Source organism: Micromonospora sp. HM134 (assembly GCF_007833915.1).
GTDB classification, from domain to species: Bacteria; Actinomycetota; Actinomycetes; order Mycobacteriales; family Micromonosporaceae; genus Micromonospora; species Micromonospora wenchangensis.
Map to the genome: position 1 here is coordinate 5277004 of NZ_CP041061.1, position 16458 is coordinate 5293461.

Genomic DNA, 16458 nt, shown 5'->3' on the forward strand with positions numbered 1-16458 from the left:
CATCAAGCGGGCCGGACACCACTGTTACGGCGACACTGAGTCGATCATGGAGCGCCCGGTCGGACCAGGGCTAGGCGACGGGCCGGGCCGGGCGACAGGCGGTCGGTTGCCCCGGAGCATTAGCGTGCCCGGGGTGCGACGGTCGACGATGGTGGCGCTGGTGGGGGTGGACGGGTCCGGCAAGTCGACCCAGGCCAGGGCCCTGGCCCGGCGGCTGACCTCGGCGGGCGTGCCGGCGGTCTACCTGGAGAACGCCGGCGGCCGGCCGCTGTGGAACCGGCTGGCGCAGGCCGTGGGCCACCGCGACGGCGTGCACCTGTTCGGCCGGCGCTGCTATCCGCTGCTGGAGGCGACGGTGCGCTGGCTGGCGCTGGCCCGCGCGGTGGCGGTCACCCGGCTGACCGGGCGGGTCGGGGTGATGGACCGCTGGACCTGGTGCCAGTACGTGATCATGCGGGCCCGGGGTGACCGGGGCGTCCGCCTGGTGCGCGCCGCGTACGCCGTCTTTCCGAAGCCCGACCTGGTCTGCTTCCTGGCGGTCACCCCGGAGCTGGCCCGACGGCGGGTGCTGGCCCGGGGCATCGACACCGAGGAGTTGGCGCACCTGACCGCGCTGGACGCCGGCTACCGGGCGCTGCCCGGGTTCGCCGACTTCACCGTGCTCGACGGCGACGCCGACCCGGTGACGGTGGCCGCCGCCCTGGACCGGGCGGTCGCGGCCGTCACCGCCCGGCGGTAGGCCCGCCGGCCCGACTCGCCATGTCAGCGGAACGGCGGTATCAAGCGAAGCGGACACCGCCGTTCCGGCGACATTGTGTCGACCATGGAGCCTTCGGTCGAGCCGGGGCCGGGCGGCAGCGGGTCAGCCCCGGCGGTTCTGGAGCCAGCGGAGCAGGTCCGAGGGGAAGTTCTGGTCCTCCTGCTCCGGGGCGCGGGGGGACGGGCGGGGCGTCGGGCGTTGCGGGTCGCCGGCGAGTTCCCGGCTGGGGGCGGTGAAGTCACGGACCGGCTGGCCGTCCACGGCGGTACGGATGGTCCGGGCGACCGCGGTGATCACCTCACCCTGCACGGCCGCGCCGACCGCGTCGCCCGGGTCGTCGGGGTTGGCGGCGATGCCGGCGACCGCGACCTGCGGGGTGAACCCGACGAAGGTCTCGGTGGCGTTCTTCTCCGAGCTGCCGGTCTTGCCGGCCACCGGGCGGCCGACGATCCGGTCCACCCCACCGGCGGTGCTGCCGTTGCACTGCCCGTACGCCGACTGCTGGCCGACCGGGCAGCGGGCCGCGTCGGTGGCCGCCCGCGCCACGTCCGCCGACAGCACCTGCCTGCAGGCCGGCTGGCCGACCGGCACGGTCGAGCCGTCCGGGCCGGTCACCGACACCACCGGCGTCGGCGCGCAGTACGTCCCCTCGGCGGCCACCGTCGCGTAGGCGTTGGCCAGGTCGAGCGGGGTGGTGGCGGACACCCCGAGGGTGAACGCCCCCCAGTTGTCGGCGTCGTGCGCGGCGAGGTCGGCGTCGGTCCGGGCCCGGAAGGTGATCCCGAGGCGCTGCGCCATCTCCACCACCTTGGCCGGGCCGACCTGCTCCTCCAGCCAGACGAAGTAGGTGTTCACCGAACGGCCGAAGCCGTCCCACATCATCCGGTAGCCGTCCATCCGCGCCGGGTTGGCGTTCGCCGGGCACCACCTGCCGCCGCAGGAGGCCTCACCCTCGGCGGGGAAGCGGGTGGTCAGCCGGCTCGGCGAGTCGAACCCGGTGGACAGGGTCCGACCGTTCTCCAACGCGGCCAGCATGGTGAACAGCTTGAACGTCGAACCGGCCTGGTAGCCGGTGATGCTGCCGCCGCCGGAAACCAGCGGGTTGACGGTCTGCCCGTCGCCCACCCCGTACTCGCGGTTGACGGCCAGGGCGAGCACCCGGCCGGTGCCGGGCTCGACGGCGGCGATCGGCAGCGCGCGGGCGTCGTCGGCGGGGTAGACCTTGCGGGCCTCGGCGGCGGCGGTGGCCTGGACGTCCGGGTCGAGGGAGGTGACCACCGTGTAGCCGCCCCGGCGCAGCGCCTGCTCCCGCTCCTGCGCGGTCGCCCCGAAGGCGGGCTGCTCCAGCCACCAGCGGCGCAGGTAGTCGCAGAAGAAGCCGGCGTCGGCGGTGACCGTGGCGGTGCAGCCGTTGGGCTGGGCGGTGGGGTGCAGGGTCAACTGCTCGGCGCGCGCCTGGTCGGCCTCGGCGGCGGTGATCGCGCCGGTGGCGACCATCGAGTCGAGCACGTATCCGCGTCGCTCCAGGGCCGCCTCCCGGTCCCCGTCGATCGGGCTGTACGCGTCGGGCGACTGGACCAGGCCGGCGAGCAGCGCCGACTCGGCGAGCGTCAGGTCGGCCGGCGACTTGCCGAAGTAGCGCTGGCTGGCGGCGGCGACCCCGTACGCCCCGGAGCCGAAGTAGGCGATGTTGAGGTAGCGGTTGAGGATCTCGTCCTTGCTGAGCGTCTTCTCCAGTTCGGTGGCGTACCGGATCTCCTGGAGCTTGCGCCCGACGGTCTGCTCGGTGGCCGCCTGCCGTTCCTCGGCGGTCCGGCTGGGGTCGCTCTTGAGCACGTTGCGCACGTACTGCATGGTGAGCGTGGAGCCGCCCTGGGCGGTGCCGCCGCCGGTGACGTTGGCGACCAGGGCCCTCGCCATGCCGCGCAGGTCGGCCCCGCCATGGGAGTAGAAGCGGCGGTCCTCGGCGGCGACGATCGCCTGCCGCAGCGTCGGGGCGATCTCGGCCAGCGGCACGTCGGTGCGGTTGACGTCGTAGAACGTGGTCAGCAGCGTCCTGCCGTCGTTGGCGTAGAGGTAGGAGCGCTGCGGGGTGGCCGGGGTGCGCAGTGCCGCCGGCAGGTCGTCGAACGCCCCGAGCACCGCCTTGGTGGCGATGCCGGCGAGCAGGTTGCCCGGCAGCGCGGCGACCGCGAGGACCAGCCCGGCCAGCAGGCCGGCGAGCAGCACGGTGAGCAGCCGCGTCAGCGGCGTCCGGGGTGAGGACATGGGCGCAAGCATTGCCACCGCACCGGCCAGCGGCCCACTCCGCCACCGGATTGTCAGGTAACTCACCGTGACCTGCCAGCGACTTCCCCGTCCCGCTGCCCTGCCGTCCCCGTCCGTCCGGTCCATCCCGTCTCTCCCCCCGGCTCGGTGATCAAGAGGTTTGGGCGCGTCCCGTCCGGATTCCTGACCCGAACCTCTTGATCACCGGGGCGGGCCGGGCGGGGCGCGGCGCGGCCGGGCGGGGCGCGGGCGGGGTCAGGGGGTGGTGACGCTGGCGGTGGCGGCGTCGCGGGCGATGGTGGCCGGGACGAGGCGGCCGGAGCGGTAGCCGATGCCGATGCCGGCGACCAGCACGAAGATCGCCCCGAAGGTCTGCACCGGGCCGACCAGCGCGCCGCCGAGGCCGAGCAGGGGAGCGGCGATCATCAGCATCACCCCGTCGCCGATCGCGAACGCCCCGGACCGGGCCACCGCCCAGCCGGTGAGCAGCCAGCCGGCGGTGTAACCGGTGGCGCCGAGCAGCACCAGCATCCGGGCGGTGGTGCCGAAGACGGGGGTCTGCGCGGCCAGGCCGGCGAAGGGCAGCATCAGCACCGTACCGCCGATGCTCGTCAGCAGGCCGGCCACCGCGCTCCGCCGGCTGCGGGTGGCCGCGAGCAGGCCGGTGAGCGCGAGCAGGGCGAGCAGGCCCAGCCAGATCGCCGCCACCCAGCCGAGCAGGTAGAGCGGCTGGCCGTCGGCCGGGTAGGGGTCGTTGCCGACCCCGCCGTCGCTGGACATCGCCACCGTGCCGTAGAGCACCGCGTAGGCGGGCAGCAGCCATACTGCGGCGCGGGCCAGCCGGCGTAGCGACCAGGCCCAACTGGCGTCGGTGGCCGGCGCGGCCGGCCCGGGGTCGCCGACGAAGGGCAGCACCCCGAAGCCGCCGCCGGTGCGCCGGGTGCCCAGCGGCCCGGCCGGGTCGTGTGCGCCGGGAACGGGGGTACGGGAGAACAGCCGCTGCGCCGGATCCTTCATGCCTCACCTCGTCCGCTCCGCCGGGCGACGCCGGCTGCCTGCACGGGCGGGCCGCGGGGCCCTCACCCGTCTACGGCGACGGGTGGCACGGAACGCGTCGACGCCCCGGGCCTGACCACCACCCGTCCCTCAGGACCGATCGTGGCAGGCGCCGGGGCGCCGGATGAGCGTTTCTCACATTTGCCGCCCGGCTCCGGGCGGCGGCGGGGTCAGGCCCGTTCGCGCTGGTCGGCCGGGTCCTGGACCAGGCTGGCCGGGGAGACCGGCTCGGGCGCCGGCAGCCCCTTCGGCACGTTGCCGCCGGTGGCCTGCGCCTCGGCGACGCGGACCTCGTCGTGGATCTGCTGGGCGGCGCTGGCCGCCGCCTGGGCCGCCTCGGCGGCCTCCCGCTCGACCTCGCTGGCGGTGCGCTTCGCCTCGGGGGCCGGCTCGTCGCCGACCATCCGGCTCAGCCCGCCCAGCGCGCCACCCATGCCCTCCAGGGCCTTGGTCAGCTCGGCCGGGACGATCCAGACCTTGTTGGCCGTGCCGTTGGCGATCTGCGGCAGCGCCTGGAGGTACTGGTAGGCCAGCACCTTCTGGCTCGGGTTCGCGGTGTGGATCGCGTCGAAGACCGTCCGGATCGCCTTCGCCTGGCCCTCGGCCTGGAGGATGCGGGCCTGCCGGTCACCGTCGGCGCGCAGCACCGCCGCCTGCTTCTCACCCTCGGCGGTGAGGATCTGCGACTGCTTGTGCCCCTCGGCGTTGAGGATGGCGGCCCGACGGTCCCGCTCGGCGCGCATCTGCTTCTCCATCGAGTCGCGGATGCTCGGCGGCGGCTCGATCGCCTTGATCTCCACCCGGGTGACCTTGATGCCCCACCGGCCGGTGGTCTCGTCGAGCACGCCGGAGAGGTGCCGGTTGATCTCCTCGCGGCTGGTCAGCGCCCGCTCCAGGTCGAGCGAGCCGATCACGTTACGCAACGTGGTGACGGTGAGCTGCTCGATCGCCTGGATGAAGTTGGCGATCTCGTAGGTCGCCCGGACCGAGTCGACCACCTTGTAGTAGAGGACGGTGTCGATCGACACCACCAGGTTGTCGGAGGTGATCACCGGCTGCGGCGGGAAACTGACCACCTGCTCCCGCATGTCGACCTTGGTACGCACCGCGTCGACGAACGGGACCAGCAGGTTCAGGCCCGGGTTCAGGGTGCTCTTGTACTTGCCGAGCCGCTCCACCACGTCCTGACGCTGCTGCGGCACGATCCGCACCGCCTTGGCCAGCGTCACCACTATGATCAACGCTACGGCCACCAACAGGACCGCTACAAATTCCATACCGTCACCTTTTCGCTTCCGGCAACTCGCCGGGGGAGGAAATATCGTCCTGCCACACCAGGGCGGTCGCGCCCTGGACCTTTATCACCTGCACCCGGGCACCGGGCGCGAAGGTCTGCGTCGCGTCGTACGGGCGTGCCGTCCACAACTCGCCGTCGATCTTCACCATGCCCTGCTCGGCATCGACCTGCTCGATCACCAGGGCGGTGGCACCCTCCAGCGCCTGCACCCCGAACGGCTGCTCGCCGCTGTCCACCGACGGCCGCATGTGCCGGCGGATGGTCGGCCGGGCGAGCGCCACCGTCAGCGCCGACACCACGGCGAAGACCACCGCCTGCACGGCGACGGGCGCACCCAGCGCGGCGGCCCCGGCGGCGGCGAACGCGCCGACCGCGAACATGATCAGAAACAGCGTCGTCGTGAAGATCTCGGCGACGGCCAACAGCACACCCAGCACGATCCACACCACGGCGTCCACCCCTCGATCGTGACACGTCCACGCGAATCCACCCACTTCTGATGATCAGTAAGCTCGGTTCAGGCCCGAACCGACCCCCGCGAAGGAGCCGATGGTGACCCTGCTCGCCGAGACCGCCCGCCGGATCGACGCCCTCGCGGCGCAGGCGCAGGCCACCGGCCGCACCCCCTCGGTGGCGCTGGGGATCGTCCGGGACGGCACCCTGGTCCACCTGGCCACCGCCGGTGACCACCCACGCCCCGACGCCGACCTGCAGTACCGGCTCGGCTCGATCACCAAGACCATGACCGCCACGCTGGTCATGCGGGAACGCGACGCCGGGCGGCTCGCCCTGGACGACCCGCTGGAGCGGCACCTGCCCGGCACCCCGGTCGGCGCGCTCACCCTGCGCCAACTCCTCGGCCACGCCAGCGGCCTGCACCGCGAGCCCGACGGCCCGTGGTGGGAACGGACCGAGGGCACCGACCTGGCCACCCTGGTCGCCGGCCTCACCCCGGACAAGCTCGGCCACCCGGCGCTACGCGGCTACCACTACTCCAATCTGGCGTACGGGCTGCTCGGCGGGGTGCTGGAGCGGATCACCGGGACCCCCTGGGCGCGACTGCTCACCGAACGCGTCCTCGACCCGCTGGGCCTGCGCCGCACCACCTACCACGCCACCGAGCCGTACGCCCGGGGCTACGTGGTGCACCCGTGGCACGACACGCTGCGGGAGGAGCCGCGTACCGACACCGGGGCGATGGCTCCCGCCGGGCAGCTCTGGTCGACGGTGACCGACCTCGCCCGCTGGGCGGCGTTCCTGGCCGACCCCACCGACGAGGTGCTGGCCGCCGACACCCTCACCGAGATGTGCACCCCGGTGATGCTCAACGACCTGGACTCCTGGCGCGGCGGGCACGGCCTGGGGCTGGAGCTGTACCGCGACGGCGACCGGGTGTACGTGGGCCACGGCGGCTCGATGCCCGGCTACGTGGCCGCCCTCACCGTGCACCGGCCCAGCCGGACCGCCGTGGTCGGCTTCGCCAACTCGTACGGCTTCCGCACCGGGCACATCGGTGGGCTGGCCCGGCAGCTGCTCACCCTGGTCCTGGACGCCGAGCCGACCCCGGTCGCGCCCTGGCGGCCGGCGTCCGCGCCACCGGCGGCGGAACTGGCCGAGCTGACCGGCCGCTGGTGGTGGATGGGCATCGAGTACGAGGTCCGGGCCGACCCGGCCGGCGAGTTGTGGGCCGGCCGGCCCGGCAACCCGACGCTGCGGTTCACCCCGCAGGGCCCGGACCGCTGGCGGGGTCGCTCGGGCGAGCAGGACGGCGAGATCCTCGCCGTGCTGCGCGACCCGGCCGGGCGGGCGGTGGGGCTGGACATCGGCACCTTCGTCTTCACCCGCACCCCCGACCAGGAACCCTGACCGGGCCGGGCGGGCCGGCGGTGGGTGTCAGTCGGGTTCGGTGACGAAGTCGATCAGGCGTTCCATCGCGTTGATCAGCGGGGTCTCGACGTCGGCGAAGCTGTCCACCCGGGACAGGATGCGCCGCCACAGGTCGGCCGGCTCGGCCACCCCGAGGGCCGCGCAGACGCCCTCCTTCCACGGCCGGCCCGGCGGCACCACCGGCCAGGCCCGGATGCCCACCGCGGCCGGCTTGACCGCCTGCCACACGTCCACGTACGGGTGGCCGGTGACCAGCACGTACGGGGAGTCCACCCGGGCCACGATCCGGCTCTCCTTGGAGCCGGGCACCAGGTGGTCGACGAGCACCCCGAGCCGGCGTCCGGGGCCGGGGGCGAACCCGCGCACCTCGGCGTCGAGGGCGTCGATGCCGTCCAGCGGCTCCACCACCACGCCCTCGATCCGCAGGTCGTCGCCCCAGATCCGCTCCACCAGGGCGGCGTCGTGCACGCCCTCGACCCAGATCCGGCTGGCCTTGGCCACCCGCGCCCGCACGTCGGCCACGGCGATCGACCCGGAGGCGGTCCGGCGACGGGCGGCGGGCACCGGGGCGCGGGCCGGCCGGCGCAGGGTCACCGGTTCCCCGTCGAGCAGGAACGCGGCGGGCAGCAGCGGGAAGACCCGCCGCCGGCCGTGCCGGTCCTCCAGCACCACCGCAGACGCCTCGAACCCGACCACGGCGCCGCAGAACCCCGAGTCGGCGTCCTCCACCACGAGATCCGGTTCGGCGTCGACCTCGGGGGTGACCCTGCGCCGCCGCCAGTCGCCCGCCAGCACGTCCTCGCCGTATCGCCCCGCCATGCCGATCACGCTAACCCCCGTCGCGCCCCGGCACCTCCCGACGCGCCCGCCCCGACCCGCCGGCCGCACGGGCCGGGCCGGCGGGTGCCCGGGCAGCCGGGTACGTGACCCCGCCACAGCGGGCCGTGACCACCTGCCCGCAGGGCCCGCCACCTGCGGTGGTGGGCGGACCGGACAGCCGACGATCCGGCAGTCGAGACAGGGGCGGCGGGGAGCACGTACCCTTTTCGGCATGTCCTCCCCCGCAACGGGCGCGGCCACCCTGGCCGCGCGCCGGTCGAGCCGTTTCGTGGCCTGGGTACGCGCCTGGCGGGCCGGCCTGGTGCCCTTCGACGAGGTCGCCGAGTCGGTCGCCGGCGACGAGGAGCACCTGGTCGCCGACGCGCCGGGCACCTGGCGGGACGTGCCGCTGCGCGAGGCCCTGCCGGCGCTGGCCAAGCTCTCCCCCGACGAGATCCGGTTGGTGCTGCCCGCGCCGGGCGACCCGCGCGGGCTGCCCGGTCCGGGCGACTTCGCCGGTGCGGCGCTGCTCGCCGGGGAGGCCGTGGTGGCCGGGGCGCTCGGGCTGATCCCCGAGGTGCGCACCCACACCTCCGGCTCCGGGATGACCTGGGAGACGGTGCTGTGGCGGGTCTACCCGCTGCCGGCCGACGCGGCCCAGGCGTCGCTGACCGCGCCGGGGGCCGCCGAGGCGGAGGCGGAACTCGCCACCGCGCTGGCCGAGTCCACCGCCGCGCTGACCCGGCTCGACGTGGCCCAGTGGCGGCCCGAGCTGGCCGGGGCGCTGGCCGCGCTGCGTCGCCCCGACGGCGCGACCGACCTGCCGCCCGGGTTCGACCCGCGTTCCCGGCGGCTGTTCGCCCGCGCCGCCGTGCTCGACCGGGTGCTCGCGCTGGCCGGCGAGAGCGCGCCCGGCGGGGCGATCAACAACCATGAGGCGCAGCAGCGCGACGCGGCGCTGCGCCCGCTCACCACCGCCTGCCGGCAGGCGCTGGTCGCCGCCTGCAACGCCCCGCTGCGCCCCTGACCGCACCCGGTCGGGCCGCCGGACCGGTACGGGTCAGATCTCGTCGATCAGGTCGAGCACCGACTCGACGATGCGTGACGGCCGGTACGGGTAGCGTTCCGTCTCGGCCCGGGTGCTGATCCCGGTGAGCACCAGGATCGTCTCCAGCCCCGCCTCCAGGCCGCACAGGATGTCGGTGTCCATCCGGTCACCGATCATCGCGGTGCTCTCCGAGTGGGCGTTGATGGTGTTCAGCGCCGAGCGCATCATCATCGGGTTCGGTTTGCCGACGAAGTACGGCTCCACCCCGGTCGCCTTCGAGATCATCGCGGCGACCGACCCGGCGGCGGGCAGCGCACCCTCCACCGACGGGCCGGTGACGTCCGGGTTGGTGCAGATGAACCGCGCCCCGTCGTTGATCAGCCGGACCGCCTTGGTGATCGCCTCGAAGCTGTAGGTGCGGGTCTCGCCCAGCACCACGTAGTCCGGGGCGAAGTCGGTCAGCACGTAACCGACGGCGTGCAGCGCGGTGGTCAGCCCCGCCTCCCCGATCACGTACGCGGTGCCGCCCGGCCGCTGGTCGGCGAGGAACTGGGCGGTGGCCAGCGCCGCCGTCCAGATCGCCTCCTCGGGCACCTCGAAACCCATCCGGGTCAGCCGGGCCTGGAGGTCACGCGGGGTGTAGATGGAGTTGTTGGTGAGCACCAGGAAGGGCTTGCCGGAGGCCCGGAGCCGGTTGACGAACTCCGGCGCGCCGGGCACCGGCTGGCCCTCGTGCACCAGCACGCCGTCCATGTCGGTGAGCCAGCTCTGCACCGGCTTGCGGTCAAGCATCTGTCGTCCCAAGGGGGTGTCGGGGAGGGCGGGTCGTCGGCATCAGGGGCGGCGGGCGGCCGGCACGCAGCACGGGGTGGGGCAGGTGTCCCACATCGGCAGCTCACCGAGGCGGCGGCGCGACCCCGGCCCGTCGGGCGTGGTGCGTTCGGCCACCAGTTCGCGCACCATCGCCACGAACCTCGGGTCGGTGCCGGGGGTGCCTGCCCGGACGAAGTCCAGGCCGAGCTGCTTGGCCGTCTCGGACGCCTCGGTGTCGAGGTCCCAGACCACCTCCAGGTGGTCCGAGACGAACCCGATCGGGCTGACCACCACCCCGGTCACCCCCTGCCCGGCGAGGGCGGTCAGGTGGTCGTTGACGTCCGGCTCCAGCCACGGCACCCGGGGCGGGCCGGAACGGCTCTGCCAGACCAGGTCGTACGGCAGGTCGGGCGCGGCGGCGGCGTGCACCAGGCGGGCGGTCTCCGCCAGCTGCGCGGTGTACCGGCCGCCGTGCGGGCCGGCGGTGGCCGCCGCCGAGGTGGGGATGGAGTGCGCGGTGAAGACCAGCCGGGTGGTGTCCCGCCGGGCCGGGTCGAGCTGGGCCAGCGCCGAGCGCACCGCGTCGGCGTGCGGCTCGACGAAGCCCGGGTGGTCCCAGAACTGGCGCAGCTTGTCGATCACCGGGGCGTCCGGGCCGACGGCGGCCCGCGCGGCGGCGATGTCCTCCTGGTACTGCCGGCAGGACGAGTAGCCGCCGTACGCGCTGGTGACGAACGCCAGCGCGCGGGTGATCCCGTCGTCGCGCAGCTGCGCCACGGTGTCGGCGAGCATCGGGTGCCAGTTCCGGTTGCCCCAGTAGACGGGCAGGTCGACCCCGTGGGCGGCGAGGTCCGCCCGGATCGCGGCGAGCAGCTCACGGCACTGCTGGTTGATCGGGGAGACCCCGCCGAAGTGCAGGTAGTGCTCGGCGACCTCGGCCAGCCGCTCGGGCGGCACCCCCCGCCCCCGGGTCACGTTCTCCAGGAAGGGCAGCACGTCCTCGGGCCGCTCCGGGCCACCGAAGGAGACCAGCACCAATGCGTCGTACGACATGGGGTCATTCTCCCCCGGGGTCGGCGACGGCCCGACGACGGCCCCTGGTCCCGCAGGTTACGGAAGGGGCCCCGGGCGGGGCCCCTTCCGCGCGGCTCAGGCGCCCAGCGCGTGGTAGCCGCCGTCGACGTGGACGATCTCGCCGGTGGTGGCCGGGAACCAGTCCGACATCAGGGCCAGGCAGGCCCGGGCGGCCGGCTCCTGGTCGGTGAGGCTCCAGCCGAGCGGGGCCCGCTCGGCCCACGCCTGCTCGAACTGCTCGAAGCCGGGGATGGACTTCGCGGCCATCGTGCGCAGCGGCCCGGCGGCGACCAGGTTGCTGCGGATGCCCTGCTTGCCCAGGTGCAGGGCGAGGTAGCGGGAGGCGGACTCCAGCCCGGCCTTGGCCACCCCCATCCAGTCGTAGACCGGCCACGCCTTGGTGGCGTCGAAGGTGAGCCCGACCACCGAGCCGCCCGGCGACATCAGCGGCAGCGCCGCCATGGCCAGCGACTTGTAGGAGTACGTGGAGACCTGCAACGCGGTCGCCACGTCCTCCCAGGGGGCGTCGAGGAAGCCGCCGCCGAGGCAGCTCTGCGGGGCGAAGCCGATCGAGTGGACCACCCCGTCGAGGCCGTCGACGTGCTCGCGTACCTGGTCGGCGAGGCCGGCGAGCTGCTCCGGGCTGGTCACGTCCAGCTCGATGATCGGCGCCGGCTGGGGCAGCCGCCGGGCGATCCGCTCGACCAGCGAGAGCCGGCCGTAGCCGGTGAGCACGACCTGGGCGCCGTTGTCCTGGGCGAGCTTCGCCACCGAGAAGGCGATCGAGGCGTCGGTGATGACGCCGGTGACGAGCAGCCGCTTACCGGCGAGCAGTCCTGACATGTGTTGGCTTCCTCCGTACGTTCTCAGTGACCCATGCCGAGGCCGCCGTCGACCGGGATGACGGCGCCGGAGATGTAGCCGGCGGCGTCCGAGGCGAGCCAGGTGACCACCCCGGCGACCTCGTCCGGCGCGGCGAACCGCCCGGCCGGGATGACCTTGCGGTACTCGGTGCGGCGCTCCTCGGGCAGCGCGGCGGTCATCTCGGTGTCGATGAAGCCCGGGGCGACGACGTTCGCGGTGATGTTGCGGCTGCCCAGCTCCCGGGTGATCGACCGGGCCACCCCGACCAGGCCGGCCTTGCTGGCCGCGTAGTTGACCTGGCCGGCGCCGCCGTAGAGCCCGATCACCGACGAGATGAAGATCATCCGCCCCCACTTGGCGCGGAGCATCTTGGACGAGGCCCGCTTGGCGCAACGGAAGGCACCGGTGAGGTTGGTGTCGAGCACCCCGGTGAACTGCTCCTCGGACATCCGCATCAGCAGCGTGTCGTCGGTGATGCCGGCGTTGGCGACCAGCACCTCGACCGGGCCCAGCTCGGCCTCGACGGTGGTGAAGGCGGCGTCGACGGAAGCGGAGTCGGTGACGTCGCACTTGACGCCGAAGAGTCCCTCCGGCGCGTCGCCGCTGCGGTGCGTGACCGCGACCCGGTCGCCCTGCTTGGCGAACGCCTGCGCGATGGCCAGTCCGATCCCCCGGTTGCCGCCGGTCACCAGCACGGTACGGGCCACGGGTCCCCCTTCGGTTCCGCTGATCATTCCGGTCGGAGCCTAGGCGTTACCGACAGGTAACCGCTAACGGTGCGCCACCGTCCCCCGGCGCGGCGGCCGGGACGGCTCACCGGAGGGTCGGCGCGACCACCCTCCGGGAGCGGGTCGCCACCGTCCGGGGCGGGGACGGCCGAATACGTGGTGCGGGTGTCCCCGTTGTACGATGATCGGCGTCCGCGAGCCGAATGCGACTCGCGTTTCTGGCCCCGCCGACCGCAGGAGGTGATCGCTGTGCGAGATAGCGATCCTCCCAGTCGTGGCCGGGCCGTCCGTCAGCCCCGCTGAGCCACGACTCAGTCGGTAGAGCTGACCCAGCTCCCGCTCCCCCCGTCACCGCCCGCTTCCGGCCCCGGCCGGCGGACCGGTCGGTGGTGCCGTCCCGCGCCGGGACGCCCCGGTGGAGCAGCCCGGTCACGACTTCGTGTGCGCGCCCTGACCAACCCCTGCGGTCCCGCCCGCCCCGCGGACCGTCCAGTCGCCACCCGGAGCCGTTCATGAGCCGCTACGTCGCCCCGCTGGGCTTCACCCTCGCCGCCGTCTGGGTGGCCGTCGTGTTCGTCCTGGCCGGCGGCGGTCACTGACCCGCCACCGGCCACCACGCCGACCCGCGCACCGGCGTCCACCGCCGGGACACCCCGGACCCGGATCGCCGCATCCGGGACGTCCGGGATGCCTGGCACCGCACCCCGGGACGTCCGCGCCGGCCTCACAGCATCCGGGACGTCCAGAGCAGGCTCAGCCCGCCCGCGCAGAGCGCCAGCAGCAGCGCCACCCCCGCGTACCACTGGGTGATCTCGCGGGGCTCGGTGCGGAACCCGATCGACGAGCCCATGTCCTGGTAGACCTGCTTCAGCTCGGCCACCGAGGCCGCCTCGTAGAAGTAGCCCTCGGTGGTCTCGGCGAGCTGGGCCAGCGCCAGCCGGTCCACCGGCACCCGCTGCAACTGACCACCGATGTCGACCTGCCCCGAGTCGGTGCCGAACGCGATGGTCGAGACCGGCACGTTCGCCGCCTGCGACGCCGCCGCAGCCTCCTCCACCGACCGGCCCGAGGTGCGGAACCCGTCGGAGAGCAGCACGATCCGGGCCGGCGGGATCCCGGCCGCGCCGTCGGCCGGGACCGACCGGATCGCCTCCAGGCAGGTGAAGACCGCCTCGCCGGTGGCGGTCGCCTCGGCCAGGGTCAGCCCGTCGATCGCCGCCGTCACCGCGGCCCGGTCCTTGGTGGGCGCCACCAGCACGTTCGCCGCCTTGGCGAACGAGACCAGCCCCAGGTTGTAGCTGGCCGGCAGCTCACCGACGAACTGCTTCGCCGCCTCCTGGGCCGCCTCCAACCGGTTCGGCGACACGTCGTCGGCCTGCATCGACAGCGACACGTCGATGGCGAGCATCACGGTGGCCCGCTCCAGCGGCTCCTGGGTGTCGATCGCCGGCCGGGCCATCCCGGTGGCCAGCGCCACCATCGCCAGCAGCAGCGTGGTCGCCGCCGCGTGCCGCCGCCAGCCCAACCCCTTCGGCGCGAGGGTACGCAGCAGGTCCACGTTGGTGAACCGCATCGCGTACGCCCGGCGGTGGCGCTGCCGCCAGACGTAGGCGGCGGCCAGGGCCAGCACCGGCACCAGGGCCAGCAGCCACCACGGTTGCATGAAACGGATCATCGCGTCGTCCCCCGGGTGCGGGCGTGCCGCTGGGCGGCCACGAATCGCACCATGTCCAGCAGCCAGTCTCGGTCGGTACGCAACATCAGGTGCCCGGCGCCGGCGGCGCGCAGCTCGGTGGCGATCGCGCCGCGCTGGGCGGCGGCCGCCTCGGCGTAGCGGCGGCGCAGCCGTGGGTCGGCGGTCTGCACCTCGTGCAGCTCCCCGGTCTCCGGGTCGACCACCGGCAGCACCCCCACGTCGGGCAGTTCCAGCTCGCGCGGGTCGACCACCTCGATGGCCAGCACGTCGTGCCGGACCCGCAGCTTACGCAGCGGCCGGCCCCACTGCTCGGGCGGCGCGAGGAAGTCCGAGATCACCACGGCCAGGCCCCGTCGGCGCGGCGGCCGGTTGAGCAGGTCCACAAGCGCGCCCAGGTCGCCACGGCCGGGTCGTAGCGGGGTGTGCGCCACCGCGCGCAACAGCGCCTGCGCCTCCCGCCGGCCGGACCGCGCCGGCACCCGGGTCAGCACCCCCGGCCCGGCGGGCGGTGCCGGCGGCGCGGACCGCCACCGGCGGGCGGGTGCGGCCGGCGGCGGGGCCCCGGTGCCGATCACCGCGCCGATCCGGTTGCCGCCGCGTACCGTCAGGTGGGTCAGCGCGGCGGTCGCGGCGACCACCACGTCCCGCTTGAGCCACCGGCCGGTGCCGAAGTCCAGGCTCGCCGACAGGTCCACCGCCAGCCAGGTCTCCAACTCCCGGTCGGCCACCGTACGCCGCACGTGCGGGGTGGTGGTGCGGGCCGTGACCGGCCAGTCCATCCGGCGTACGTCGTCGCCGGGACGGTACTCGCGCGACTCCCCCGCCTCGCTGCCCGGACCGGGCAGCAGACCCGCGTAGTCGCCCTGGAGCAGCCCGTCGAGTTTGCGGGTCACCAGCAGTTGCAGCCGGGACAGCACCGCCTCGGTCCGCTCCCCACCGGCGTCGGCCGGGCGTACCGGTGCGGTCACGGGTGCTGCCCGGGCCAGCCGGCGGCCGGCGGGCCGCTGACCGGCGGTGGGGACGCCTGCTGCCGGGGCGCGACCGAGGGCGGCGGGATGGTCGACATCACCCGGTGCACCACGTGGTCGGCGGGTACGTCGTCGGCGAGCGCGTCGTAGCTGAGCACCAACCGGTGGCGCAGGATGTCCGGCGCGATGTCCTGGACGTCCTGGGGCAGCGCGTAGTCCCGGCCGCGCAGCAGGGCCAGCGCCCGGGTGGCCCGGACCAGGCCGAGCGAGGCGCGCGGGCTGGCCCCGTACTGGATCAGCCGGGCCACGTCGGGCATCCCGTGCTCGGCGGGGCTGCGGGTGGCCAGCACCAGCCGTACGGCGTAGTCGACCAGGGCGTTGTGCACGAAGACCTGGTCGGCCTTGCGTTGCAGGGCGAGCAGGTCGTCGGTGGTGAACACCTGCGCCGGCTCGGGCGCGGCGACCCCCATCCGGTAGACGATCTCCCGCTCCTCGGCGTCGGTGGGGTACCCGACGACGATCTTCATCAGGAACCGGTCCCGCTGCGCCTCCGGCAGCGGATACACCCCCTCCTGCTCGATCGGGTTCTGGGTCGCCATCACCAGGAACGGGTCGGGCACCCGGTGGCTCTGGCCGCCGATCGAGACCTGCCGCTCGCTCATCACCTCCAGCAGCGCCGACTGCACCTTGGCCGGGGCCCGGTTGATCTCGTCGGCGAGCAGGAAGTTCACGAAGACCGGGCCCAGCTCGACGTCGAACTTCTCACTCGACTGCCGGTAGATCCGGGTGCCCATGATGTCGGCCGGCACCAGGTCCGGGGTGAACTGCACCCGGGCGAACTGCCCGCCCACCACCCGGGCCATCGTCTCCACCGCGAGGGTCTTCGCCACCCCGGGCACCCCCTCCAGCAGGCAGTGCCCCCGGGCCAGGAGCGCCACGAACATCCGCTCCACCATCCGGTCCTGGCCGACGATCACCCGTTTGATCTCGAACAGGGCCCGTTCCAGCAGCGTGGCGTCCTGGGCGGGGGTGGTCACCGTCGCGGGTGTCTCGGGGGCCGTCCCGTTCGGGGTCGGGGCGTCGGGCGTGGTCGGCTGGGCCACCGGTCCTCCACAGCATGATCGGTCGTCGTGGCGTGGTGCGGTAACAAGACTCGCATGCCCGGCTGAGAGCCGAGGTG

At 74.1% G+C, this 16458-nt stretch carries 15 protein-coding genes; 3 read left to right on the forward strand and 12 right to left on the reverse strand.

What is annotated here, in order from left to right:
* The first annotated feature begins 133 nt into the window (after window positions 1-133).
* Entirely contained in the window at window positions 134-739 is a 606-nt protein-coding gene (locus tag FJK98_RS22660; protein WP_145920796.1) for a thymidylate kinase, read from the forward strand.
* A 123-nt stretch (window positions 740-862) separates the two neighbouring features.
* Here FJK98_RS22660 and FJK98_RS22665 read toward each other — a convergent pair whose 3' ends face one another.
* From FJK98_RS22665 to FJK98_RS22680, 4 genes are all read right to left on the reverse strand, one after another.
* Window positions 863-3094 carry a transglycosylase domain-containing protein gene (locus tag FJK98_RS22665; RefSeq protein ID WP_145920797.1) on the reverse strand — a complete coding sequence of 744 codons (2232 nt, stop codon included), beginning with the start codon at window positions 3092-3094 and terminating at the stop codon, window positions 863-865.
* Between the two features lie 189 nt (window positions 3095-3283).
* Complete coding sequence (locus tag FJK98_RS22670; protein ID WP_145920798.1) at window positions 3284-4045, reverse strand: hypothetical protein; 762 nt, start codon at window positions 4043-4045, stop codon at window positions 3284-3286.
* Between the two features lie 209 nt (window positions 4046-4254).
* Window positions 4255-5361, reverse strand: a complete 1107-nt coding sequence (locus FJK98_RS22675) for an SPFH domain-containing protein (RefSeq protein WP_145920799.1) — start codon at window positions 5359-5361, stop codon at window positions 4255-4257.
* 4 nt (window positions 5362-5365) lie between these two features.
* The gene (locus FJK98_RS22680) at window positions 5366-5839 is read right to left on the reverse strand and encodes an NfeD family protein (RefSeq protein ID WP_145920800.1); all 474 of its coding nucleotides are present in this window, start codon (window positions 5837-5839) and stop codon (window positions 5366-5368) included.
* 94 nt (window positions 5840-5933) lie between these two features.
* Between FJK98_RS22680 and FJK98_RS22685 the strand changes: the two genes are divergently transcribed.
* Window positions 5934-7247 (forward strand): serine hydrolase, encoded by a 1314-nt coding sequence (locus FJK98_RS22685; protein WP_145920801.1) that lies wholly within the window; start codon window positions 5934-5936, stop codon window positions 7245-7247.
* 27 nt (window positions 7248-7274) lie between these two features.
* Here FJK98_RS22685 and FJK98_RS22690 read toward each other — a convergent pair whose 3' ends face one another.
* Window positions 7275-8087, reverse strand: coding sequence for a DUF3097 domain-containing protein (locus FJK98_RS22690; protein WP_145920802.1), 813 nt, complete (start codon window positions 8085-8087; stop codon window positions 7275-7277).
* 232 nt (window positions 8088-8319) lie between these two features.
* Here FJK98_RS22690 and FJK98_RS22695 point away from each other — a divergent pair, with 232 nt between their 5' ends.
* On the forward strand, window positions 8320-9114 hold the full coding sequence (locus FJK98_RS22695) for a hypothetical protein (protein ID WP_088645666.1): 795 nt from the start codon (window positions 8320-8322) through the stop codon (window positions 9112-9114).
* Between the two features lie 33 nt (window positions 9115-9147).
* On the opposite strand, the gene FJK98_RS22700 is transcribed toward FJK98_RS22695, so the two are convergent.
* The 7 genes from FJK98_RS22700 to FJK98_RS22735 form a co-directional block, all read right to left on the reverse strand.
* A complete protein-coding gene (locus FJK98_RS22700; protein ID WP_145920803.1) occupies window positions 9148-9927 on the reverse strand; it encodes an HAD-IIA family hydrolase in 780 nt (259 codons plus the stop codon).
* A 42-nt stretch (window positions 9928-9969) separates the two neighbouring features.
* Window positions 9970-11001 (reverse strand): ferrochelatase, encoded by a 1032-nt coding sequence (locus tag FJK98_RS22705; protein ID WP_145920804.1) that lies wholly within the window; start codon window positions 10999-11001, stop codon window positions 9970-9972.
* Window positions 11002-11097: 96 nt separating this feature from the next.
* Window positions 11098-11865: an enoyl-ACP reductase FabI gene (gene fabI / locus FJK98_RS22710; RefSeq protein WP_145920805.1), complete on the reverse strand. Its 768-nt coding sequence runs from the start codon at window positions 11863-11865 to the stop codon at window positions 11098-11100.
* Window positions 11866-11888: 23 nt separating this feature from the next.
* Window positions 11889-12593, reverse strand: a complete 705-nt coding sequence (fabG, locus tag FJK98_RS22715; protein ID WP_145920806.1) for a beta-ketoacyl-ACP reductase — start codon at window positions 12591-12593, stop codon at window positions 11889-11891.
* Window positions 12594-13338: 745 nt separating this feature from the next.
* Window positions 13339-14289, reverse strand: coding sequence for a VWA domain-containing protein (locus FJK98_RS22725; protein ID WP_145920808.1), 951 nt, complete (start codon window positions 14287-14289; stop codon window positions 13339-13341).
* Entirely contained in the window at window positions 14286-15296 is a 1011-nt protein-coding gene (locus tag FJK98_RS22730) for a DUF58 domain-containing protein (RefSeq protein ID WP_145920809.1), read from the reverse strand. The genes FJK98_RS22725 and FJK98_RS22730 overlap by 4 nt, the downstream gene beginning before the upstream one ends.
* Entirely contained in the window at window positions 15275-16381 is a 1107-nt protein-coding gene (locus tag FJK98_RS22735; RefSeq protein ID WP_145920810.1) for a MoxR family ATPase, read from the reverse strand. The genes FJK98_RS22730 and FJK98_RS22735 overlap by 22 nt, the downstream gene beginning before the upstream one ends.
* Window positions 16382-16458 lie beyond the last annotated feature (77 nt).

Bases quoted from the DNA above. Each gene is read 5' to 3' on its own strand.
- FJK98_RS22705 (WP_145920804.1), bottom strand. From the start codon at position 11,001: ATGTCGTACGACGCATTGGTGCTGGTCTCCTTCGGTGGCCCGGAGCGG.
- FJK98_RS22675 (WP_145920799.1), bottom strand. From the start codon at position 5,361: ATGGAATTTGTAGCGGTCCTGTTGGTGGCCGTAGCGTTGATCATAGTG.
- fabI (WP_145920805.1), bottom strand. From the start codon at position 11,865: ATGTCAGGACTGCTCGCCGGTAAGCGGCTGCTCGTCACCGGCGTCATC.
- FJK98_RS22725 (WP_145920808.1), bottom strand. From the start codon at position 14,289: ATGATCCGTTTCATGCAACCGTGGTGGCTGCTGGCCCTGGTGCCGGTG.
- FJK98_RS22690 (WP_145920802.1), bottom strand. From the start codon at position 8,087: ATGGCGGGGCGATACGGCGAGGACGTGCTGGCGGGCGACTGGCGGCGG.
- FJK98_RS22695 (WP_088645666.1), top strand. From the start codon at position 8,320: ATGTCCTCCCCCGCAACGGGCGCGGCCACCCTGGCCGCGCGCCGGTCG.
- FJK98_RS22700 (WP_145920803.1), bottom strand. From the start codon at position 9,927: ATGCTTGACCGCAAGCCGGTGCAGAGCTGGCTCACCGACATGGACGGC.
- FJK98_RS22670 (WP_145920798.1), bottom strand. From the start codon at position 4,045: ATGAAGGATCCGGCGCAGCGGCTGTTCTCCCGTACCCCCGTTCCCGGC.